Source organism: Stenotrophomonas sp. STK17_22 (assembly GCF_051983905.1).
Taxonomy (GTDB): Bacteria; Pseudomonadota; Gammaproteobacteria; order Xanthomonadales; family Xanthomonadaceae; genus Stenotrophomonas; species Stenotrophomonas maltophilia_A.
Map to the genome: position 1 here is coordinate 29,279 of NZ_CP197011.1, position 22,966 is coordinate 52,244.

General features: G+C 61.7%; 19 protein-coding genes. 10 read left to right on the plus strand and 9 right to left on the minus strand.

Going from position 1 to position 22,966, the window contains the following annotated elements; all coding sequences use genetic code 11:
- Positions 1-12: 12 nt before the first annotated feature.
- From virB10 to ACSYS9_RS24465, 4 genes are all read left to right on the plus strand, one after another.
- Positions 13-1,209, plus strand: a complete 1,197-nt coding sequence (gene virB10 / locus ACSYS9_RS24450; RefSeq protein ID WP_440569590.1) for a type IV secretion system protein VirB10 — start codon at positions 13-15, stop codon at positions 1,207-1,209.
- Entirely contained in the window at positions 1,190-2,248 is a 1,059-nt protein-coding gene (gene virB11, locus ACSYS9_RS24455) for a P-type DNA transfer ATPase VirB11 (protein ID WP_440569592.1), read from the plus strand. The genes virB10 and virB11 overlap by 20 nt, the downstream gene beginning before the upstream one ends.
- 98 nt (positions 2,249-2,346) lie before the next feature.
- Positions 2,347-4,590: a type IV secretory system conjugative DNA transfer family protein gene (locus ACSYS9_RS24460; protein ID WP_440569594.1), complete on the plus strand. Its 2,244-nt coding sequence runs from the start codon at positions 2,347-2,349 to the stop codon at positions 4,588-4,590.
- A gap of 153 nt (positions 4,591-4,743) precedes the next feature.
- Complete coding sequence (locus tag ACSYS9_RS24465) at positions 4,744-5,478, plus strand: KfrB domain-containing protein (protein WP_440569455.1); 735 nt, start codon at positions 4,744-4,746, stop codon at positions 5,476-5,478.
- 482 nt (positions 5,479-5,960) lie between these two features.
- On the opposite strand, the gene ACSYS9_RS24470 is transcribed toward ACSYS9_RS24465, so the two are convergent.
- The 9 genes from ACSYS9_RS24470 to ACSYS9_RS24510 form a co-directional block, all read right to left on the minus strand.
- Positions 5,961-6,839, minus strand: coding sequence for an LPD29 domain-containing protein (locus tag ACSYS9_RS24470; protein WP_440569457.1), 879 nt, complete (start codon positions 6,837-6,839; stop codon positions 5,961-5,963).
- Positions 6,840-7,871: 1,032 nt separating this feature from the next.
- A complete protein-coding gene (locus tag ACSYS9_RS24475; protein WP_440569459.1) occupies positions 7,872-9,563 on the minus strand; it encodes a DUF4942 domain-containing protein in 1,692 nt (563 codons plus the stop codon).
- 937 nt (positions 9,564-10,500) lie between these two features.
- Positions 10,501-10,773 carry a hypothetical protein gene (locus ACSYS9_RS24480; RefSeq protein WP_440569461.1) on the minus strand — a complete coding sequence of 91 codons (273 nt, stop codon included), beginning with the start codon at positions 10,771-10,773 and terminating at the stop codon, positions 10,501-10,503.
- 208 nt (positions 10,774-10,981) lie between these two features.
- Positions 10,982-11,425, minus strand: a complete 444-nt coding sequence (locus ACSYS9_RS24485; protein ID WP_440569463.1) for a hypothetical protein — start codon at positions 11,423-11,425, stop codon at positions 10,982-10,984.
- Positions 11,426-11,996: 571 nt separating this feature from the next.
- Positions 11,997-12,251: a hypothetical protein gene (locus tag ACSYS9_RS24490; RefSeq protein WP_440569465.1), complete on the minus strand. Its 255-nt coding sequence runs from the start codon at positions 12,249-12,251 to the stop codon at positions 11,997-11,999.
- 47 nt (positions 12,252-12,298) lie between these two features.
- The gene (locus ACSYS9_RS24495) at positions 12,299-12,601 is read right to left on the minus strand and encodes a hypothetical protein (protein WP_440569467.1); all 303 of its coding nucleotides are present in this window, start codon (positions 12,599-12,601) and stop codon (positions 12,299-12,301) included.
- Positions 12,602-12,661: 60 nt separating this feature from the next.
- A complete protein-coding gene (locus tag ACSYS9_RS24500; protein WP_440569469.1) occupies positions 12,662-14,707 on the minus strand; it encodes a ParB/RepB/Spo0J family partition protein in 2,046 nt (681 codons plus the stop codon).
- Positions 14,708-14,764: 57 nt separating this feature from the next.
- Positions 14,765-15,136 carry a hypothetical protein gene (locus ACSYS9_RS24505; RefSeq protein WP_440569471.1) on the minus strand — a complete coding sequence of 124 codons (372 nt, stop codon included), beginning with the start codon at positions 15,134-15,136 and terminating at the stop codon, positions 14,765-14,767.
- An 866-nt stretch (positions 15,137-16,002) separates the two neighbouring features.
- Positions 16,003-16,284 carry a hypothetical protein gene (locus tag ACSYS9_RS24510; protein ID WP_440569473.1) on the minus strand — a complete coding sequence of 94 codons (282 nt, stop codon included), beginning with the start codon at positions 16,282-16,284 and terminating at the stop codon, positions 16,003-16,005.
- A 189-nt stretch (positions 16,285-16,473) separates the two neighbouring features.
- Between ACSYS9_RS24510 and ACSYS9_RS24515 the strand changes: the two genes are divergently transcribed.
- From ACSYS9_RS24515 to guaA, 6 genes are all read left to right on the plus strand, one after another.
- Entirely contained in the window at positions 16,474-17,727 is a 1,254-nt protein-coding gene (locus ACSYS9_RS24515; RefSeq protein WP_440569475.1) for an LPD7 domain-containing protein, read from the plus strand.
- Entirely contained in the window at positions 17,724-18,236 is a 513-nt protein-coding gene (locus ACSYS9_RS24520) for a hypothetical protein (protein ID WP_440569478.1), read from the plus strand. The genes ACSYS9_RS24515 and ACSYS9_RS24520 overlap by 4 nt, the downstream gene beginning before the upstream one ends.
- The gene (locus ACSYS9_RS24525) at positions 18,233-18,640 is read left to right on the plus strand and encodes a hypothetical protein (RefSeq protein WP_440569480.1); all 408 of its coding nucleotides are present in this window, start codon (positions 18,233-18,235) and stop codon (positions 18,638-18,640) included. The genes ACSYS9_RS24520 and ACSYS9_RS24525 overlap by 4 nt, the downstream gene beginning before the upstream one ends.
- Positions 18,641-18,642: 2 nt before the next feature.
- The gene (locus ACSYS9_RS24530; RefSeq protein WP_440569482.1) at positions 18,643-19,443 is read left to right on the plus strand and encodes a hypothetical protein; all 801 of its coding nucleotides are present in this window, start codon (positions 18,643-18,645) and stop codon (positions 19,441-19,443) included.
- A 120-nt stretch (positions 19,444-19,563) separates the two neighbouring features.
- A complete protein-coding gene (guaB, locus tag ACSYS9_RS24535) occupies positions 19,564-21,021 on the plus strand; it encodes an IMP dehydrogenase (RefSeq protein ID WP_005409308.1) in 1,458 nt (485 codons plus the stop codon).
- 111 nt (positions 21,022-21,132) lie between these two features.
- Entirely contained in the window at positions 21,133-22,698 is a 1,566-nt protein-coding gene (gene guaA / locus ACSYS9_RS24540; protein ID WP_440569484.1) for a glutamine-hydrolyzing GMP synthase, read from the plus strand.
- Positions 22,699-22,966 lie beyond the last annotated feature (268 nt).

The window sequence follows — 22,966 nt, forward strand, 5'->3', positions numbered from 1 at the left end:
GATCTACAGCTGATGTCAACCGAAGCCGGCGAACTGCCTGAAGAGCTTCACGGAGAACGAAAAATCCCCGGACTGAACGCGAAGAAGCCCAAATCAGGGCTTCGAGGCGCGTTGTGGTTTGGGTTGCTGCTGATCGGCCTCGTCGGTCTCGGTGGCGCATATGCCTGGTGGGCGAAGAATTTGAAGGCGGAAGAAACCGCTGCGCCCAAGAAGGAAGCGGAACGGGCGCCAGTGGGCGAGAAAGAGTTCGGTGAAGCGCCCCCCGAACCGCCGCCGCCGCCGCCCGAACTCGCTGAAGACGGGTCGTTGGAAGTAGTTCCGGCGATTGAGACGGTCGATGCGAAGGGCACGACAGGCGCGGCGGCGGCGCCGGCATATCCAGTGCAACAGTCGGAGAGAGGCCCGGCGCGGCAGGTGCTCGACAAGAGCGCGGCCGCGTTGATGATCGGTTCAGCTGGCGGCTCGGGCGCAACGGGCAATGCCGCCGCCGGCGAAGGCGGGTTCGACCCGCGGGTGGCTACGATGATTGCAGAGGCGACGGGACCCGCTGCGGCTGGGGGTGGCGACGAAGGTGGTATGGCCGAGCTTCTCAAAGGCGGTAGGCCTGCAAAGCGAAAGGCGTACGCGATGGGGAATCGAAATTTCCTGCTGTCTGCAGGAACGTTCATTGACTGCGCCAATGTCACCCGAATCGATTCGACGGTTGCCGGGCAGTTGATTTGTCAGGTAACGCGGGACGTGTTCAGTGACAACGGCAAAACCGTCTTGGTCGAGCGCGGCTCCAGAATGTCCGGCGAGTACGTGAATGCGCTACAGCAGGGTCAGAATCGGCTGTTCGTGGTGTGGACGACTCTCCGAACGCCCTTCGGCATCGAAGTGCCGCTTGACTCCCCAGGTACCGATCCACTCGGCGGCGCGGGCCTCCCGGGCAAAGTGAAAACACACTTTTGGAAGCGATTTGGCGCCGCAATTCTCGTGAGCATCGTCGACGACGCCGGAAAATATGCAACTTCCAGGCGATCGGGTGGTGGACAGACGAACGTGAACCTGGGTTCGACCCAGGACGCAGCCGGGGACATGGCCAAGAGCGTCCTCGAGAAGACCATCGATATTCCACCGACGCTCTACAAGAACCACGGCGACCGCATCAACATCATCGTGGCGCGCGACATTGATTTTGGAGACGTGTATGACCTCGCCGCACAGTAACGCCATGAAAGGCGACGAAACGCTTAAGGTTCTGCTTGAGCCACTAGATCGCTTTATTGACGACAGCGACGTCACCGAGATATGCGTGAACAGGCCCGGAGAGGTGTTTGTCGAGGCAAATAGCAGGTGGACGCGGCACGAGGTGCCGGTGCTCAGCTATAAGTACATGACTGATCTTGCCGTTGCTGCTGGCGTATACAAGGGCACAAAGATTGGCTCGGACAAGCCCGTACTGTCGGCTCAACTGCCTGGGGGGGAGCGCTGCCAGTTTGTTGTTCCAGCGGCGTGTGAGGAGGGTACAGTGTCGCTTACGATACGCCGCCCCTCCCTCGATGTTCGACGGCTGGACAGCTATTCCGAATCTGGCTTTTTCGACCACGTCATTCCGTTAACCGATGGGCTGTCGGAGATGGATATGCGACTACTTCAACTGAAGCAGTCGAAGCAGTTTGAAGAGTTCATGCGCCTTGCCGTGGAACAAGAGAAAGTGATCGTGGTCGCCGGCGCTACTGGGTCAGGAAAGACAACCTTCATGCGCGCATTGCTGCAGGAAGTACCCAAGCAAAGCCGGTGCATCACGATTGAGGATGTGCATGAACTGTTCATGCCTAATCATCCAAATCGCGTTCATCTGTTCTATCCGGCGGATGCTGCGAAGGACGCCGTAGTCACGCCGACGATGTTGCTGAAGAGTTGTTTGCGAATGAAGCCAGATCGAATATTCCTTGCGGAGCTTCGTGGCGCGGAGACCTTCGACTTCATCAACGTCTGCGCATCCGGCCACGGCGGCAGTATCACCAGTATCCATGCAGGGTCGGCCAACCTTGCGTTTGAGCGTCTCGCGCTGATGATTTTGCAGAACGAGATGGGACGGACACTACCCTATGACGTGATCATGCGAATGCTCTACATGGTTGTTGATGTGGTAGTACACGTCCACAACGACACCACCGGTCTACACGGCCGCCATATCACTGAGGTTTGGTTCGACCCAAACCGAAAGCGTCATCAGGGTGCCGCTCAGGGGGGCGGGCGATGAGTGCGAGAAAGAAGGTGGGGATAGCGGTTGCCATAGTTTTGGCATTCGGCGTGCTTACGGTTGTTGGGATATATCTCGCGGGCTTGATATACCTACTCATGAACAAGCAGTTTCCCCCACAACCGGAGTTCACGACCTGGCACTCATACTGGTTGCATTACGGATCACATCCTGCCGTAGCGAAGAAACTGAAAATTGCTGCAGGAATCAGCGCCGCCATTGTCTACCTGGTGCCGGCATTCGTAGTGCTCCAAGGGTTGCGGTCACGGCGAGAGCTGCACGGCTCTGCTCGCTTTGCCTCACATGAGGAAGTAGCGAAATCACAGCTCAACGGGAGCAACGGCGTTGTGGTCGGAAAGCACAATGGCCGATACCTCATATTTGAGGGTCAGGAGTTTATCTTGCTGGCCGCACCCACGCGATCGGGCAAGGGTGTTGGCTTCGTGGTGCCAAATCTCCTCCAGTACGATGGCTCATGCGTCAATATGGACATCAAGCAGGAGAACTTTGACATCACTGCCGGCTTCCGCGCGTTGAATGGACAGGAGGTCTATCTATTCAACCCGTTCGCTGAGGACCTTCGTACTCATCGCTACAACATGCTGGAGTACATCAGCGACGACCCGAAGTTCCGCATCAGTGACATTCAGGCCATTGGCTTCGCCCTCTATCCTGATCCCGCCAATGGCAAGGATCCATTCTTCGACCAACAGGCCCGAAACCTGTTCATGGGAATTGCGTTGTACCTCTGCGAGACGCCAGCTCTGCCACGCACCATCGGTGAGCTGCTGCGGCAGTCGTCGGGCAAGGGAAAACCTATCAAGGAGTATTTACAGGGCATCATTAATTCCAGGAACTTTGTCGAGGAAGATCGCGAGGAAGACGTTCTGGACAGTGACGGCGTTCCTAAGATAGACAAGGAAACTGGGGAAATTAAGCGTCGCACTGTCAAGGTGCTGGTGCCCCGAGTGTGGGTTGAAGGAGACTCCGGGGGCCCGCTTCTTTCCGAGGCCTGCATCGACGCACTCAATCGCTTCCTGCAGACATCCGACAATACGCTTAGCAGCATTCTTGCCAGCTTAAACGCGCCGCTTTCGATCTGGGCTAATCCAATTGTCGATGCCGCTACCAGCGCCAACGATTTCGATCTTCGCGATGTGCGTAAAAGAAAGATGACGATCTACATTGGCGTTACGCCGGATCATCTGGCGGAGGCGGCATTGCTTATCAATGTCTTCTTCACGCAGTTGATCAATCTCAACACCAAGGAATTGCCGAAGCAGAATGAGGCGCTGAAGTATCAGTGCTTGCTGCTGATGGACGAGTTCACCGCAATCGGAAAGGTAGGGCAGATCGCGACTGCTGTGTCCTACATGGCCGGCTACAACATGCGGCTGGCACCTGTCATTCAGAGCATGTCGCAGCTGGCGGCTACGTATGGTAAGGATGTTGCTAGGAACATCGCGACCAATCACGCGCTACAGATTGTTTACGCCCCGCGTGAGCAGCAGGACGCAAATGAATACTCCGAGATGCTCGGTACATTCACAGAGAAGAACAAAAGCCGTAGTCGACAGCTCGGGAAGGGAAGTTCGAGTGAGAGCGTGTCGGATCAGCGTCGTGCACTGCTGCTGCCGCAGGAGCTGAAGGAGATCGGGAAGTGGCGTCAGATCATCCTTCTTGAAAATCTAAAGCCTGTGCTTTGCGACAAGATCAAGTACTTTGACGATCCTGTTTTCAAGGCTCGGATTCTGCCGGCGCCGCAGGTTCCAAAGCTGGATCTCGACCTTCACATAGCTATCGTCGAGCAAAGGACCCGTGAACTTACTGAGGCAGACGTCGAGGGCGGCGTCGATCTCTCAAAGCTGGCCGTGAACCTCAACCTTCTGCCGAGGCTCGATCAGGAGGGCGAGGCCAGCGCAGAAGAAGTCAGTAGCGTCATCGATGGCATCTTTGGAGCATTGGGATTCGGCGAGTTGGGCGATGAAACTTACGCGGACGAAGACGATAGCGCGCACGTTGTCCCTGAGGCTGATGGTGAGCCCTGGGAAAGCACTGAAGAGGCCGGTGAAGTCTACGAGGTCTACGAGGACGTTGGCCCTGAAGACTATGTGGATACGATAGTATCCACGACGCATGCGGTGGAACTCGCGGCAATCGAGGTCCCAGCGGTCGCTACTTCAGTCACAACTGTAGATCTGAGCATGCTCGAACGCGACTCGTTGCAGCTTGGCAGCCATGATGATCAAGAGGGTGCCGGCGTTGACCTCTCTGTCCTGGACTGGGACGACGAAGTCCACTACGTGGCGTCGGACGAGCCGCCAACCGACCCTGATTACTGAGCTCGCGCAGCGACAGGCCCCATATCACAGTTTGCGGACTCCATAATTGATTTTATGGATTTCTGCTGTTGTACTGGGCAGGCCAGCAGTTGCTGGCGCTCGCCGGCATCGCCGGTTTACTAGCGCGGCATAGACCGCTTATGGAGATGTTCTATGGCTAAGGCCAAGAATGCCGCTTCTCAGACGCCAGCGGCAGGCGAACAATTGGTTGAACAAGCAAAGGCAGAGCGCAGGCCTGCCAAGGGGAAGGCCGTCAGGGAAAAGGGTCCTGAAGCGGCGAAGGAGCCTGCTCGGAACGTGGCTGATGGCCGGCCCGCGGTGGAGGAGAAAGCTCCGGCGATTTCCAAGCCTTCAGTAGGTGGCCGCTATGTGATCGACCACAAAGAGATTCCGAAGGAAATCCTGGCCTTTGTGGGCCAGAAGCTTGGCAAAGACGCCAGCGTGAACCCTGCCCGAGAGGGGGGCGCCTACAAGGGCAAGGTTCTGTTGAACAGCGGCGACTACCTGGTGCAGGCTGTCGGTCGCGACGGCGGTTCTGCCGTCGTGCATCGGAAAGCAGATTTGACCATGGTGGGCTCAAATCTCGAGTGGAGAAACACGAATGAGCGTCTGCAGGCGGTAGATGTGCAGATCCACTACACCGGCGACAAGGCCAAGGTTTTCCCCTGGAATCGCGAGCGTGAAGACCAGCTCCGCTTTATGAACAGGGCAAAGGACTATGCGCAGACTATTAAGAGCGATACGGAGCGCGGGGTGTTCTTGAAGCACCTGGAGCGGTTCACGGGTCAGGGTAGGGGATCTGAGCGTTCCTCCGAAAAGGCGCCTGCAAGAGCACCTGAGCAGATGGCTTCTAAGTCCAAGGGCCGTGAGGCGGGACCGGAGCGGTAGCGGATAGCTTTATATCCAGTATGCGGCACTTCGGCCGGCGCTTACGCCGGCTCTTTTTTGCGCGGTGTATAGGGGCGTCGGCCAACCCGGCCTGCAGGCCGGTCCTCGGCTACCTAGCCGAGCCGGTTCCGCGCGATCGCGCGGTTGATTTGCTGCTGGTGCTGGCCAGCACCAGGACCTAGTCGACGCCGGCAGTGCCGGTGACGACCCACCCGGCCTGCAGGCCGGTCCTCGGCTACCTAGCCGAGTCGGTTCCGCGCGATCGCGCGGTTGATTTGCTGCTGGTGCTGGCCAGCACCAAGACCTGGTCGACGCCGGCTGTGCCGGTGACGACCCACCCGGCCTGCAGGCCGGTCCTCGGCTACCTAGCCGAGTCGGTTCCGCGCGATCGCGCGGTTGATTTGCTGCTGGTGCTGGCCAGCACCAGGTCCGCATCAGCTCGCCGCCGACAGCGACGGCGGCGAGCTGGGCGCGCGCCAGCTCTATGCGGTTGTCACAACCCCAATTGCATTCACCTGGCTCAGTCCGAGGAGCTGCCACACCAGCTGCTGCAGATCAGCCGCTCGGGGCAGCTCGACGTAGATCCGACTCAGACGGCCGTTTCGGAAATCGGCCACCGACGCCGAATCTACGCCGGCCAGGTCCTCCGCATGACGAATAAACGCCTGATGGATAGCATGCTGAATCAACGAATCCGAGTATTCGCGGCTGGTGAACGTGTACTGGATCGAGCCAAACACGTCGCCAAAAGGGCTGCGGCTGTATTCGTAGCAGTCCGTCATGCCGTCAAAATTGCCAGCTTTGAATCGCTTCACTACGTCGTCGACGGCGGCGACGGTCGGACCATCGGTCCACCGAACGCGGGCGGCGCTGTAATCACTGCGAACGCTGAACTTGACCTTTGGAAAAGCGGCCTTCAGGGCCTTGCGGATGTTCCGCACCGCCAGCTTTGAATGGCAACCTGCCTCGGCGGTCTGCTCAAGGTACTCATAGGCCGGATCTACCCGCAGCTGAGCAACTGCGAGGGCGTGGCGCGCCTGTTCGCTCGCGGCGTCATAGGCCTGTTGTTCCGCGTATTGCTCTGCCTGGAACACCAATGCCTGAACCTCTGCAGCGGTTGCCACTTCACTGAACACCTTCCACTGCACCCCGCGCAGGATGGATTCCGGCAGCTGTTTGGACTGCTGACCCGTGGAACGGAACACAATGTCGAAGGTTGCCCGGTCCTGCGGCGTAGCGCCGGGTTCGCAGCTTTGCTTGCCCTTGGTGGCCACCACAACCCCGTAGCCACGCGAATACAGGTTGGTATAGATCACCTGGCCAACTTTAATGACCGCAGCGGTAGGAAGGAAATCGTGCATGGCTTGGCTCCAGAGTGGTCGCAGTGCCGTGGCATTCAAGGCCGGTCGGCGCAGCCGGCGGGGCGCCGGATGCTTCGGAACGAAGACAGGAGGCCGCAGCAGGCGCTGGCATCAAGGAGGGCGGCCGGAGGCCGCAGGGCAGGCCCTGGCGCGGCCCGCAGCGCAGCGAGGACACGGGGGCGTGCCCGGCCCTTGATGCTGGTAAGCGCCTGCGTAGGCATCAGCGGGGCGGCGTCGCCTCGCGGCTCCGATGGATGCGCACGCGCCCCCCGTAGGCCGCTGGAGCGGTCGCAGTGGGGGGAACACCGGCCCGAAGTGGTGCGCGCAGCGCAGGCCTGCAGGAGCAGGCCAGCGAGGTACGCCCGGCATGCGGTTCACTGGCTGCCACCGGCAGGCGGTGAGCCCATGTCCATCGCCAGGTGATGTCGCCGGCATGGCCGGCCACGTCGGCGGCCAGGTGAGAGCCGTCAGGCGGCGCAGCTGGACGCCCAAGAATGTCGCGCGCCCTGGGCGGGTCGCGTTTGAGAGGCCCAGCAGTTCAGAGTCCTAACGCGGGGCAGTGATCTACCGGGGTGAGCGAGCGTCTCTCTCCGCCAAAACTGCAAAAACTTCACTCATGACGGCCTGCAGGTCGGCTCCGCTGTTGCAGAGGGAGACTAGGTAGACCCGGGCGAGCTCCTCACTGGCCCGAGATTCGTCACGTTGGAGCTCAAGCTGAAGCATTTCCTCGGTGAATGCGGGTTGGGCAAGCCGCCACAGGTCATGTATGTGGTCCTCATCGGCAGCGTGATCAGCGTCGCATTGTAGGCTGGCCAACAGCTCTCCCAGAGTCGTTGCTCTTGCACATTCAAGTACGGCAAACCTGCTGAGCGCCGTCACAAAGCCAATGGCATATGGAGAGCTATCAGAGGGCGCCGGAATCATGCAACCGCACGAGGTGGGAACGAGTGTTTCCATTGGCCGAGGATACCTCAGAGGAGTCGGCAGTGAACGCCCGCCAGTGGCGGGCATTCCTGATTTAGAGAAGGTGGATTAGGCGTCCTGGTCCGCTGTCAGGATGACCACGCTTACACTGGTACCGGCAAACTCATTGGCGATGGTCTGTGACCAGCTGCAGGTGAAACCGGACAGTGTGAAGCGGCCAGGTGCCGACGCGGGGAGGATGGCTACCAATCGCCCGCCCGGAGCCGTCATGGTCGCCGCATGCTCCACGTGGGCCTGCCAACGGTTGCCGGAGAACGGCGGATTCATCACGATTCGGTCCATGCGGAGGGTGCTAGGCACCGCGAGGAAGTCGGTGCACTGTACGTCGTGACCCTTGGCGGCAAGAATTGCGGCGCGAAGCTCTGACACCTCGATGCACGTGGCCCCCTTGGGCATCAGGTCCGCCAGGGCACCATTGCCTGCAGACGGTTCCAGCCAGTGCATGCCTTCGGTGGCACCCTCATACGCCTGTGCCATTGCCATTTCAGCCACTCGGGCGGGGGTAGGGTAGAACTGGTGTGATACCTGGTCAGGGATCATGCCGCTACAGACGATCGAGTCAATGACCTCGCCCGGCTCATAGTCAAAGCGCCAATGGCCCACGTTCCCCTGCTTCTCCCAAACTGCGCCGATGGCCTCCAAGACCTGCTCGGCCTGCTTCCGCGCCGCCTCGCTGGCGGTTGAGCTGTACTCGAAACGCAAAGTGCGCGGGATGTTGCGGAACTTCGGCGCATTCCAACGCTCGTCGTTGCTGGGCTCATAGCCCGGTTTCATGTTGGCCAGCAGATGCAGCACCGCGAAGGGCAGCGGCTTGGAGAACAGCGGCGCCGAGGTGACCTTGCGCGCCTTCTTCGGTGGCTCGCGGAATCGGGACGGAATCGCCTGCGGGTACAGGCTGTGCAGCACAGCGTTCAGGCGCCAGGCCATCGACTCATGCACTTCAATGTGCGCCGTCCCCACGCCGTTGTAGATCCGGATGCGGAACGCTCCACCGTCCACGTCCTGCCATTCGCCCTGCTTTCGCCGAACAACATCGATGAGCGCATCACTGTTGCCGTGCACGGGCTCATCGCGGCCCATGAACTTGGCCACTACTGCGCGGAAGTCGTTGATAACGCCGCATGCACTCGAGTTGCGGGTTCCGTACTCGTCCAGGACGCGGAGAATCATGCGCTTGGAGAAGCCCTCGGGCTGGTTGGTGACGTGCTTGCGGGAGAGCGCCCGGAAAAGGCCATCCACGCGCTCGGCGAAGAACTGGCCACGCATGGCGATCAGCGATTCCAGCGAGGCCCGGACGTTGTCTTCCGTGAACTCGGGAATACGCTCGATGGCTTCAACACCTGGACGACGGGTCTTGCCGTTCCCCAGCGGCTCATGGATCTGCGCATACCATTCGTCTTTGCGCTTCTGCGGCATGATCTGCAGCACGTCGGTCATGTTCAACGCTCGCTGCCAGAAATCTGCATCGAGGTATGCGGTAGCGCGGTCCAGGTCGAACAACTCCGCCACGGTGGTAGGCATGCTGTAACGGCTCTCCGGCGTGTTCGCCTGCACGAAGTAGTGCAGAACGCCCGCGCAAGCCTCAGCACTGACCGCGCTTGCCATTTCGGCAAGGCGATGCCGGGTGCTCTGATACTGCCCAATCAACGTGTTGAACAGGTCGAACGGCGCGGGAGCGAAGAACTCGTCCGCTTCGAGAATTTCGCCGTTGCAGGAGGTCACAGGGGAGGCGTCAAGCATGCTTTCAGGTTCCTCGTTGGTCGCAGTGCCGTGGCATTCAAGGCCGGTCGGCGCAGCCGGCAGGGCGCCGGATGCTTCGGAACGAAGACAGGAGGCCGCAGCAGGCGCTGGCATCAAGGAGGGCGGCCGGAGGCCGCAGGGCAGGCCCTGGCGCGGCCCGCAGCGCAGCGAGGACACGGGGGCGTGCCCGGCCCTTGATGCTGGTAAGCGCCTGCGTAGGCATCAGCGGGGCGGCGTCGCCTCGCGGCTCCGATGGATGCGCACGCGCCCCCCGTAGGCCGCTGGAGCGGTCGCAGTGGGGGGAACACCGGCCCGAAGTGGTGCGCGCAGCGCAGGCCTGCAGGAGCAGGCCAGCGAGGTACGCCCGGCATGCGGTTCACTGGCTGCCACCGGCAGGCGGTGAGCCCATGTCCATCGCCAGGTGATGTCGCCGGCATGGCCGGCCACGTCGGCGGCCAGGTGAGAGCCGTCAGGCGGCGCAGCTGGCCGCCACAATTGTCGTGTGCCGCAGGCGCACCGCGATTACGCCCGCGCTGCCGATACAAAAAACGCCACCCGAAGGTGGCGTCACTAAAAGCTCACTGCTCAAGAAACGATCTGGCAGGTTGATGCTTAACGATGGAGCCGCCGAATAGACCTGGGAGGGAGAAATGCTGGGACGAGACCCAGCAGGAGCGCAAACGGGATGGACCATGCGATCAAATTTCTTGCGCTTAGTGGCAGCGGATCAAAGGCCCCGAGGCGAGCGAGGATATAGATGGCGATGCAGTAGCTCATTGCAACAGCCGGAACCCACAAGTAGGTTTCACGCATGAAGTGATAATACCGGGTCAATGCCGGCGCAGCATTTCTGTTCGTCTCGTCATGGGTCATCGAATAGTCTCCTGCAGTGGCAGTGGTTTGGACGGTACAGCAACTGAATATCAAAATCTGAGACTTAGGACGGGTCATGCGTGCACGCGCGCTCTTCCCGGACCTGGGGCGACGTGTTCACCGCAGCAGCAAGTTCCGATCGAAGCTCGGCAACGCGCCGACGATCTTTGGCTGCGTCCGCTCGGTAGCCGGTGGCGACGCGCGCAGAAGCGGCGCGATTGGGATTGCAAGGGTTGTCGGCGAGGGCCTCGAAGTGGCGAGCGCGGCGAGTAGCGCCGCGCTCCAGAAGCAGGTACCAGGCGAGAGTGTCCCGAATGCGCTGCTGGGTGGAACTCATCACGATAGGTCTCCAGGAAGAAGGTGGATTCAGGGGCGGCGCGAGCACGCAGGTAGGCTTGATGCTTCGGTTGTCGGTCAGAACGCCAGAACAGGTGGCTGGATTGGGATGGATCCGTGCATCGGGTTCCTCGTTAGTCGCAGTGCCGTGGCATTCAGGGCCAGTCGGCGCGGTCGGCAGTGCAATAGGCGGGTTCTTCTGGTCTAGATCAGAACCCCAAATCCACCATGGCCAACTGGCGAGGGCGGCACTTCGGTACTTGGCTGAACATGCCAAGGGCGTCGAGCTCGTCCATGCTGTGTGGATCAAAAGTGAGCATTTCGCCAGAGTCGTCGTCCGCAGATTCGGCGCGTCCGGTACTCAACGTGAACGTGCGGGGGCCATAGAGGAAGATCGACAGGACGCTTTCTCCATAGAGCACGCCGACGTAGTGCGATTCAATGCCCCGATGAATATCAATCTGGTAGATGCTCAGGCCTGCACAATCACCTTCGGCCTGATCCAGATCGAAGTTGGCGGCGTGGCCTATCACCGATGAAAGGCTCTGCACCAGGTCGTGGGGCGTTCCCCAGCGTTCATGCCAGGCATGAAATGCGGCGATGACCGCTGCGGTTACGGCTCCAACAGACGGTAGCTTGGTGGACTCTTGCATGGATTTCCTCATTGGTCGCAGTGCCGTGGCATTCAAGGCCGGTCGGCGCAGCCGGCAGGGCGCCGGATGCTTCGGAACGAAGACAGGAGGCCGCAGCAGGCGCTGGCGTCAAGGAGGGCGGCCGTAGGCCGCAGGGCAGGCCCTGGCGCGGCCCGCAGCGGAGCGAGGACACGGGGGCGTGCCCGGCCCTTGAGGCCAGCGCCTGTGTAGGCATCAGCGGGGCGGCGTCGCCCCGCGGCCCCGATGGATGCGCACGCGCCCCTCGAAGGCCGCTGGAGCGGCCGCAGTGGGGGGAACACCGGCCCGAAGCGATGCGCGCAGCGCAGGCCTGCAGGAGCAGGTCAGCGAGGTGAGCCCGGCATGTGGTTCATTGGCTGCCGCCGGCAGACGGTGAGCCCATGTCCATCGCCAAGCGATGTCGCCGGCATGGCCGGCCACGTCAGCGGCCAGGTGGGAGCCGGTAGGCGGCGCATCTGGTCGCCCCAAGTGTCGTGTGCCGCAGGCGCACCGCGATCTGCCCGCGCCCGCTGTGCGGGCAAAACAAGAACGCCACCCGTGGGTGGCGCTGCAGTCAGTGGGCTGTAGCCCGCAGCCCGAAGCCATCGGTTCGGCGCCGGGTTGCCTCTGATACCTGGGCCAGTATGTGATTGAGAGATTTCCGCTGGTTCCGGGTAGCGATACAGGAGTAACCGCAGATCAGGGCGGCGCTCACAATGCTTGCCGGGGGATGCCCCTTGAGGGCGGCGTAGGCATCGACCAGTGAACCTGCGCAGGTTGCGGCAGTCAGGTTCTCAGCGATGGCAAGGTGTTCGGGGAGGTAGCTCATGGTGTGATCCTGTCGGGGCGTGGGGTGGCCGGGCTGGGCCCGGCCACCTATGTGCGAGTGGGAGAAACACCGGCCCTCAGCTCTGCTGACCGGATGCGAATGACCACCTCGCGAAGTGAAGTCGCAGTAGCCCAGCCGATGCAGTCGCCCCAGCAAGCCTCCTCGCCAGTCGCAGCGGAGACGCGGTAGTACCTGCCCTCTTGTTCAGCACATGCTTCAACAATGAAATCTATGCCATCTGCACGGGCCACTGCGGTCAAGTCACCGATGTTGGGGAGGTGCGAAGCACGCAATTCGTTGATGTTCTCGATGTGGCGGACGAGAGCGTGGGGATCGTTCTGGGAGGTCATGGCGGCGGTTCCTGGTCTTCGGCTGGAAGGGGTGGCCGGATACCCGGCCACCCTCGGCTGTTAGGCGGCGGCCTGAGTCGCCTCGGCTGCGGCCTTGGCCGGAGCCTTCGCCTTCGGCGCTGCCTTGGACGGCTTGGCCTTTGGCTGGGCCTTCGCCTTCGGTTCCGCCTTGGCCTTCGGCTCGGCCTCCTTCTTCGCCTTCTGCTTCGGGGTGCGGATGCCCTTCGGCACCCAGCCCGAACCGGCCAGTCGCTTCTCGGCCTCGGCGGCAAGCGCGCCCTTCTTCATCGACAGGAGCGCGGTGCTGTCGGCCTCGCCCTTGACCTGCTTGGCCTCGTTCAGCGCCTCGACAATCAGCTTCATGGAAACACGGCCCAGGTAATTGTCGGCGGTCGGCTCGAAATGCTCGGCCATGTCAAAGCCCAGCGTTTCCAGCAGCTTCGCGGTCAGGCCGGTGTTGTTCTCGTCGAGGCTGATAGAGCGGGCCACGCCCAACGCAATGATCTTGTCCAGCTGCGCGGGCTTCATTTCCGCCAGCGCCTCCCACAGCTTGCCGTCTGCGGTCGGCAAGTCCTTGATCGCGGTCTTGCACGCTTCGCGGAAAGCATCGGCCTTGGCCTTGCCAGCATCATCGGTGATCGGGCAGCCATTGCGGGTGCCGCGGCCATTGGAAGAAATCAGCAGGTTGGTCGGGGTGTCGTTGATGCCGCTGCGCAAGTCCTTCACGGTCCAGCACGCCTGCAGGATTTTCATGGCGTTGACGTTCTGCGCGGCCACTTCCTGCACAGCCAGATTGCGGTGACCAAGCAGGGACCGGCGCAGGGCGTCGGACACGGTGTCACCTTTCGGACGGCCTGCACTTTCGGTTTCGCGGCCCCCGGTGATTTCGCCAGCACCACCCAGCCCGGCTTTGGCAGTCTCGCGGTCGGCAGCCTTGACCTTGCCTCGCTCGATACGTAGGCCCGACTCCTGCAAGCACAGGATCACGCCAGCCGATGGCATCGCCTCCGGCGCGTACTGCACGCGAGCGCTTTCCAGTAGTTTGATTTCAGCGGTGATGGCGTTCTTGCGCTCGTCAATCTGATCGTCCCGCTCCGACTCCGCATCGGTCAGGTAGTCGTCGCCACGGTCTTCTGCAGCTTCGTGCAGCTTCTCCCGCTCGGCTTCCAGCTGTTCAGCTTCTTCGTTGAGCGCAGCGATGCGGATGACCGTTTCTTCCGGCAGGTCAGCGGCAACCGACGACAGGGTGCCGAAAGCGTAGGCGGCGGAGTGATTCCAGGTCGGCCAGATTTCGACCCAGCCCCAGCCCTCGGCCAGCAGGTTTTCCTTGGTGGCTTCCAGCTTATCGGCCACCAGCTTGTTCAGCAGCTCCGGGTCGGTCAGGATCGCGGCCTGCCCATCGGTGCTGAACAAATCGCGGCGCACTTCACCGCCAGCCGCTTCATAGGCGGCAACGCCACCAATGAACGGCACGCGGTGATCGCGGTCGGCCTCGACTTCGCGGGTCAGGATGGCGCGGCGCAGGTCGGCAGGCTTGGCGGGGCCGTTCCAAGTGTTGCGCCCGTGGGTGTTCCACACCTTCACCTGCACTTCGTGATCGTCGGTCGAGCACAGCGCAAGCATCTGGTCGGTGCTGATGCCGTCGGCGCGGTAGAGTTCCAGCAGTTCAGGCGCTGCAGCCACCAGCTTCAACCGGCGCTGCACAACCAGCGGCGTCACCCCGAAAGTGTCGGCCACGCGGTCGATGGTGAAACCTTCATCCACCAGCTGCTTGAACGCATTGAGTTCGTCCACCGGATTCATGGCCTCGCGCTGGACATTCTCCGCAAGACTGGCGGCGGTAGCTTCTTCGGCGGGAATCATCATTACCGGGACCGGGAAGTCATCCGCGATCTTGCCCTGTTCCACCAGCAGCGACAGGGCAGCGAAGCGCCGGCCACCGGCGTCCACCTGGTACGTGCCATTCTCGGTCGGACTGACAACGAGGTTCTGCAGCAAGCCCAGGGCGGCGATGGACGCGGCAAGCGCGATCACATCGCCGGGCTCCGGGCGCACGTTCTTCGGGGAAACGACCAGCTGGGACAGGGGCAGGGTGTTGGTGGACATGGTTAATCTCCTTTGCGGTTGAGTTAGGTATTTCGGGGGCTGCGGTGGGTGCTGCCGTCAGTAGTCAGACGGCAGCAACACCGTGGTAAGGCTTCGGTCGGCTTCGGTGATAACCCAAACCTTCTGTTCTCCAACCAAATAGCTGGAGAGGATTCGATCTCCGCGCTTGATGGCCTCGCGGTTCATCTCGGCGTCCTCCGCGCAGACATCTCCGAAGTCGCCGGTGACGTGTCGGGCTACAAGGCTCAGGAACCCCCCAACGGCTTCCCCCAAAACCGCCATCGCTGCAGGTGTCCCAACCAGTGCCCCCAGCTGGAACAAACGACATGCTTTGCTAGATGCTCCTAGAGCCGGCTTTTGCTGTTGGCTGGGCTGTTGATTTGCCGATTTCGTCACTGCTTTGCCCTCGGTGCTGTGTGGGTTGAACATGCTTCGCTGAGTGTCCTTTTCGCCGTATGTCCCAACGCAGGCCTGCGCCAGGGCACGGATCAAGGACGCACACAAAGCCGCAGCTCGGCCGTAGGCCGAGACCGGGTGCAGGGGGCGAGCTTGCGGTCCTTGATCCGGGACCGAGCAGGGCTAAGTTGCTGGACAGGCGAACAGGGCACCGAGCGAGAGCGGCATGTTCAACCGGCTACGCAGCGCGTGTGACAGGAATCGGATAGCAATGGCCCGGCGCATGCGGGGCCATTGCGCAAGCGGAGCGCGCAGCGCCGCCAGGCGCGAAGGCGAAAGGCGCCCGCAGGGCGCGAAGGATGGAAGCCCGCAGGGCCGAGACCCCAAGGGGGCTCGGTTCACGACAGCCCGGGCCGAAGGTTTCGCACACACGCATCGAAAGCGCATGCGTCAGATGAATTTTTCAGGTGAAGATCCCTTAGACCAACGACCTCCGCCGAGAGCGGCGTTCCGGGAATGCCGGCAGCTCGCCTGGGCGTGCACCGATCCAGGATTCGATCCAGCGGACAGCCTGGGCGCTACTCCGGGCGACGCCATAGAACTCGCGTCCCTGCCAGCGCAGAACATGGTGCCATTTGCCGTCTGCGCGTGGCTGCGCGTAGGCAACGCACCTGCAGTTGAAGTGCAGGTACGAGCCCGAGTCGACGTGAGTCCAGCGGTAGGCCTTGGAGAGCATGTCCATAGGGTAGCTGGGAAGATTCTCGCGCGATGCGATGGATCGTCGGGTGACCGCCGCGGGCGGCAATGGCGCTTGGGCGACGACACTGTCCCGAAATGACGAAAGCCCCAGGAACTCCGGGGCTTTTCTTCTAGCATCAGGCGCAGCGGCCGCGTTGCGTTTACCAACCCGGTGGATACACGAGGCGCACGGCGTTGGGCTGGTGCCAGGCCTGGGCGAAGCGACCGACCCACACGCAGGTCTCGAACACCTCACGGTCCACAGCCATGCCATAGCTGGCAATCATCTCGATGGCCAGCTCGTCCTCGCTGTAGCGGCTCCATCCAGCCACTACGGTCAACAGCTCATGGTTCGGCATCACGCCGGATTCCAGGACACTGCCATCCTTCAGCAGGCACCACCCGCTTTCATCGGTGCCGGGGTCGATGGCCAGGATCCTCATGCCGCCACCGCTGCCGTGCAGGCGTTGGCATTCGATGCATGTTGGTTCGGCGTGGTCATCGCTTTTCCTTGGAAGTGGAGGAGGTGACGCCTTGAGGTCGTCCCATGAGCAGACCAATAATCCAAAAACTGTTTTTTGGCAATCCGTACGCTATTATTTGGTATCAGACAAGCACCCCCGGAGGGGAAGATGGCGGAGATTGACGCAAAGAACGGCCTGGTCAAGATCGACGGGCAGGAGGCCAGCGCCGTTGACTACACCCGGGTTGTCGACGGAGACCAGGTTACGTACGACCTCCGATTCCGGATGGGCCGAAAAGTCGTCCATCGCGTCAAGGGGGTTGACGCGAATGAGATGGTCCACACGCTGGGCGTTGAGAACGCGGGGAAGATCCACCGAATTGCGGGCGAGAAGGGCTCCTTGTCCGGAACGGATCTGTCAGTGCACGAGGGGCTGTCGCCGCAAGCTCAGGAGAGTGCGATCGAACAGGCGGTTCAGTTCGAGCTGAACAAGTCGTCGGTGAAGGAAGCGGATGTAGGCAGCGCCACTGTCAGCCCGGACAAGAAGCGTTTCCTGGAGAGCGTGGCGCGTCGTGCTGCCGAGCAGCACCATGAGGAAGGCAAAGAGCAGGAAGAGAAGGGGCCAAATGCGGCTGCCAAACAGCCGAATCCGGAACCTGCGAAAGCACTGACCCAGGAACTGGAACGGCGTCGATCTGCGCAGCTTGAGGCGCTCAAGAAGCAGTTCATCGTGATGGACTCGCGATACTACTTCAAGGATAAGGCCAACACCCTGGCATTCCAGGACAAAGGCTCTCGTCTAGTCACTGCAGAGAAGGGGCCCGCGGTGGCAGAGGCCTTGATCAAAATGATCGTGGCCAAGGGTTGGACGACAGTGAAAGTCAACGGTTCGCACGAGTTCAAGCGTGACCTCTGGATCCAAGCAGAGGCGAACGGGGTGAGAATGCCTGGATACTCGCCGACTGATGCAGACCGGGCGGCGGCACTTCACCTGATCGAGGCTCGTTCGACCAACACCGTGGAAAGGGGTAGGGAGCCGGAAAAAGCGCGCGGCGAGCAGCGGGATAGCGTGCCGCAGGAACAGGGTAAGAAGGGCGAACCGACCAGGGAACAGATCGACGCTAAGCGCAAGCAGGCACAGCGGATTGAGGACTACAACCCGCTCCGTCCTGGAGATACGCCCATGGTCGACAAAGCGAAGGTCATCGGCCGAGTGGTGCACTCGATTGCTGCAGCCCGGATCAAAAATCCCGAGACCCGACAGAGGGTCGAACAGGAAGTTCAACGACGTCTGGCACAGCTTGAGGCGGCTGGTGGGCGTGTTCCGACCATCAAGGTGTTTGATCAGCGAGCACCTTCCCAGAATCGTGGCGCAGAGAAGGCCAAGGCTGCTGACCACCACAGAGCGGAGCGTACGCGATGAGCGCGGATGGAACTGCTATCTCTGATACGCAACGGGGCAACACCTACAAGTTGGCGTGGACTGCGTACGTCGGTCCATCGGTGATGCTGCTGGTGTGGTGCGCATTTGCAATTGCCCTGGCACCTATAGGTTGGAAGCTGACCGTTGCTGCACTCGCGATCGGCTTTGGCCGATTCGTTTACCGTGTGCTTTGGCTGAATACGGTCGAGCTTTTCACTGATGCGGCCGGTGTCTGGGTGCAGCGTGGACTGCTGCCATGGAATAGGGGTGCATATGGCGTTCGCTGGCATGACGCGGAGGATGCGGTGATGTTCACCGGGCTACCGTCCTGGTTGACGAAGTCCTATCGTGTGAAGGTCCGCAATCGGTTTCGGGGGCATTCCGAAATTGATCTCAAGCATGTGCGTCAGGGCGACGATGCTGTGAGACACATCAATCAGCGTCAGGAGTCGGAGCGGCGGCTGGATCGGATCGAGTCCCAGCTAGCGCGCGAAGGTGCTATCCAATGAACGCGATGGGACCCAGCCAGCACTTGGTGGCGTTTCTCAAGGGACCAATTCTGGAGCGGCTGAAGAACATCGAGGTCGTACTGCGAGGGGATCGGTACGCCAGCGAGAGCGAAGGCCGGCGTACCACCGGAATTTGGGCTCAGATCGATGAGAATCGGGCAATTTTGGAGCTGCTGCAGCGCCATGCGCCGCAGCTGCTCGTCGAGCACCCTGAATTGGTCTCGATGCTGGCCCACCGTGACGCCTGGCTAGCTGATCTCGCTGAAGCTGCAGGGGTAACCAATCCATGGTGGCTGCGCCCACCCAAGGGCTGGCCACGTCCTTGGCCAGACGCCACCGAGGCACCGGGCGATGCCCTTGATACGTTAGAACTCGCAGCGGTTCGGTTAGTGGAGGGCGGCTAACGATGCGCATTTCTGCCAACAATGCCCTTAGTCATCGGGCCGTTGCGATAGCCGCCACTGCCGGCATCATCGCGGTCTCCGGATTCTGGATCGCGGCCTTGGACAGGGAGTGGGCCGGCTCTGGCCGGCTAGTGCTTTGGTTGAACACTTCAGCCGTGTTGGGACTTGCGATCAGTCTTGCAGGAGTTGTCTGGCGCAAGCACATGAGCAGCAGTCGGGTTAAGGTCGAAGGTTCGGCCGTGAGTCCCCAGACCCTACGAGGAATTAGGGAGGAACTAGCGCAGCGCTTCCTTCGAGCGCAGATTGACGGACTGGTGCTTGGTCTAGGCAAAGTGGGGCTTGGCCTGCGCAGCGCGCCTCAGGCGGCTGGGGAGGGGCTGAGCCGTGTCACTGACATCACACCAGGTGAAAGCGACATCATGGTCCGGGGGTTAATGGAGAGCCGTATTCGCTACCTCTATCCGCTCATCGACGCTGCCGGCGTTGAATACGAGCTCGAGCGCTGGAATCTGGATGGTGGCAGCTTCAAGCTGATGTCAGAGATGGTGGAAGCGCTTGAAAGCCAAGGCTTTGCAATCTTCGTCACCGATCCTGTCTTGAATGAACGGTGTCGTGTTCTGGAGGGTGACGAGCAACGGATTCAATCATCGTTCTCCGGGCTATCCCTCGAAGACTTGGACCTTGGACCGTTGGACCTGGGTGGCATTGTGATCGATGACCTGGCAGCGCTCCTTCTGCCGGACGTAGAACCGCTTGTTGCGCCGTGGCCCGACTTGACGCCCAGCAGGGCGCAACAGGACTGAAAGCTGGATGGCCTGCGTGGATATATGCCTATCCACGCAGCCTGTTTGTTGGTTGCCAAATTTGCCCCCGATGTAGCCATGGGGTACCATGGGGCGCTTCCCCACATCTCGGGTATGCCGATGCTGCGCATCCAGGCTGAAGCACTCACTTACGACGACGTCTCGCTCGTCCCCGCCCATTCGACCATCCTGCCCAAGGACGTCAACCTCGAAACGCGGTTGACTCGCGACCTGAAGCTGAAGCTTCCGATCCTGTCCGCAGCCATGGATACCGTCACCGAAGCCCGCCTGGCCATCGCCATGGCCCAGCTCGGCGGCATGGGCATCATCCACAAGAATCTCAGCCTGGAACAGCAGGCCGCGGAAGTGGCCAAGGTCAAGAAGTTCGAGGCCGGTGTCATCCGCGACCCGATCACCGTCGGCCCGGAAACCACCATCCGCGACGTGCTGGCCTTGACCCAGGCGCACAACATCTCCGGCGTGCCGGTGGTGGGCAGCGACGGCCTGCTGGCCGGCATCGTGACCCACCGCGACATGCGTTTCGAGACCGAGCTGGACGATCCGGTCCGCCACATCATGACCAAGAAGGATCGCCTGATCACGGTCAAGGAAGGCGCCGCGTCCGACGAAGTGCTGCAGCTGCTGCACCGCAACCGCATCGAAAAGGTGCTGGTGGTCAATGATTCGTTCGAACTGCGTGGCCTGATCACCGTCAAGGACATCCAGAAGAACACCGACTTCCCGAACGCCGCCAAGGATCTGTCGACCCGCCTGCTGGTTGGCGCTGCCGTCGGCGTGGGTGGCGATACCGATCGCCGCGTGGAAGCGCTGGTCGCCGCCGGCGTGGACGTGATCGTGGTTGATACCGCGCACGGCCACTCGCAGGGTGTGCTGGACCGCGTCAGCTGGGTCAAGAAAAACTTCCCGAACGTGCAGGTCATCGGTGGCAACATCTGCACCGGCGAAGCCGCACTGGCGCTGCTGGACAGCGGCGCGGACGCAGTGAAGGTGGGCATCGGCCCGGGCTCGATCTGCACCACCCGCGTCGTCGCCGGTGTCGGCGTGCCGCAGGTCACCGCCATCGACCTGGTGGCCGAAGCGCTGCAGGACCGCATCCCGCTGATCGCCGACGGTGGCATCCGCTACTCGGGCGACATCGGCAAGGCGCTGGCCGCCGGTGCCTCGACCATCATGGTCGGTGGCCTGCTGGCCGGTACCGAGGAATCGCCGGGCGAGACCGAGCTGTACCAGGGCCGTTCGTACAAGAGCTACCGCGGCATGGGTTCGCTGGCCGCCATGGAGAAGGGGTCGAAGGACCGCTACTTCCAGGACGCCGCCACCGCCGACAAGCTGGTGCCGGAAGGCATCGAAGGCCGCGTGCCGTATCGCGGTCCGGTGGGCGGCATCATCCACCAACTGATGGGCGGCCTGCGCGCCACCATGGGCTACGTGGGCTGCGCCACCATCGAAGACATGCGCAGCAAGCCCAAGTTCGTGAAGATCAGCGGCGCCGGCCAGCGTGAGAGCCACGTCCACGACGTGACGATCACCAAAGAGCCGCCGAACTACCGCGCCTGATGCGGGCCGAGCAAAGAGGAACGGGGAAGCACTTCCCGTTCCTCTTTCTCTATCTGCCGCCGCATTTTCTCTTTCAGATTTTCGTTTTCCCTACTGCATTGCCGGGGCGCCATGACCAACATCCATAACGACAAGATCCTCATCCTCGATTTCGGCGCGCAGTACACGCAGCTGATCGCCCGCCGCATCCGCGAGCTGGGCGTCTATTGCGAAATCTGGGCCTGGGACCACAACCCGGCCGAGATCGCCGCGTTCGGCGCCAAGGGCATCATCCTGTCCGGTGGCCCGGAATCGACCACGCTGCCGGGTGCCCCGGCCGCGCCGCAGGAAGTGTTCGACAGCGGCCTGCCGATCTTCGGCATCTGCTACGGCATGCAGACCCTGGCCGCGCAGCTGGGCGGCGCTACCGAAGCCGCTGACCAGCGCGAATTCGGCCACGCCGAAGTGAACGTGATCAACCCCGATGCGCTGTTCAAGGGCCTGAGCGACCACGGCGGCGAGCCGAGGCTGAATGTCTGGATGAGCCACGGTGACCACGTCTCCGTTGCGCCGCCGGGCTTCACCATCACCGCCACCACCGACCGCATTCCGGTGGCCGCGATGGCCAACGAAGAAAAGCGCTGGTACGGCGTGCAGTTCCACCCGGAAGTGACCCACACCCTGCAGGGCCAGGCGCTGCTGCGCCGCTTCGTGGTGGACGTGTGCGGCTGCCAGACCCTGTGGACCGCCGCCAACATCATCGACGACCAGATCGCCCGCGTGCGCGAACAGGTGGGCGATGACGAAGTGATCCTGGGCCTGTCTGGCGGCGTCGATTCGTCCGTGGTGGCCGCGCTGCTGCACAAGGCCATCGGCGAGAAGCTGACCTGCGTGTTCGTGGATACCGGCCTGCTGCGCTGGCAGGAAGGCGACCAGGTGATGGCGATGTTCGCCGAGCACATGGGCGTGAAGGTGGTGCGCGTGAATGCCGCCGACCGTTACTTCACCGCGCTGGAAGGCGTGAGCGACCCGGAAGCCAAGCGCAAGATCATCGGCAACCTGTTCGTTGAAATCTTCGACGAAGAATCGAACAAGCTGAAGAACGCCAAGTGGCTGGCGCAGGGCACCATCTACCCGGACGTGATCGAGTCGGCTGGCAGCAAGACCGGCAAGGCGCATGTGATCAAGAGCCACCACAACGTGGGCGGCCTGCCGGAGCACATGAAGCTGGGCCTGGTGGAACCGCTGCGCGAGCTGTTCAAGGACGAGGTGCGCCGCCTGGGCGTTGAGCTGGGCCTGCCGCGCACCATGGTCTACCGCCATCCGTTCCCGGGCCCGGGCCTGGGCGTGCGCATCCTGGGTGAAGTGAAGCGCGAGTACGCCGAGCTGCTGGCCAAGGCCGATGCCATCTTCATTGATGAGCTGCGCAAGGCGGATCTGTACGACAAGACCAGCCAGGCGTTTGCCGTGTTCCTGCCGGTGAAGTCGGTGGGCGTAGTGGGTGACGCGCGGGCTTATGAGTGGGTGATTGCGCTAAGGGCCGTGGAGACGATTGACTTCATGACGGCGCATTGGGCGCATCTGCCGTATGAGTTCCTGGGTACGGTGAGCAACCGGATCATCAATGAGTTGCGGGGGGTGTCGCGGGTTGTCTATGACATCTCGGGGAAGCCGCCGGCAACCATTGAGTGGGAATGAGCGTGACGTAGCGAGAAGGCCGCCAATCGACGGCCTTCCTGCGTAGACTCAGCGTTTACTACGCAAACTCGATGCGACAACACCAATAAGCAAGCAGCCCGGAACCACTATGAATATCGCGACTGGCCAATCGAATCCGCGGCCGGCATCTCGGGAGTGAGCGAGTAGCCAAGCAAAGAACAGTGCCAGGCTCAGCAGAAATGAGACTGCGAACCTCACAGCTGCTGACCGTCGATATTGAGATTGTCTTGGTAGGTCATTGCCGGTC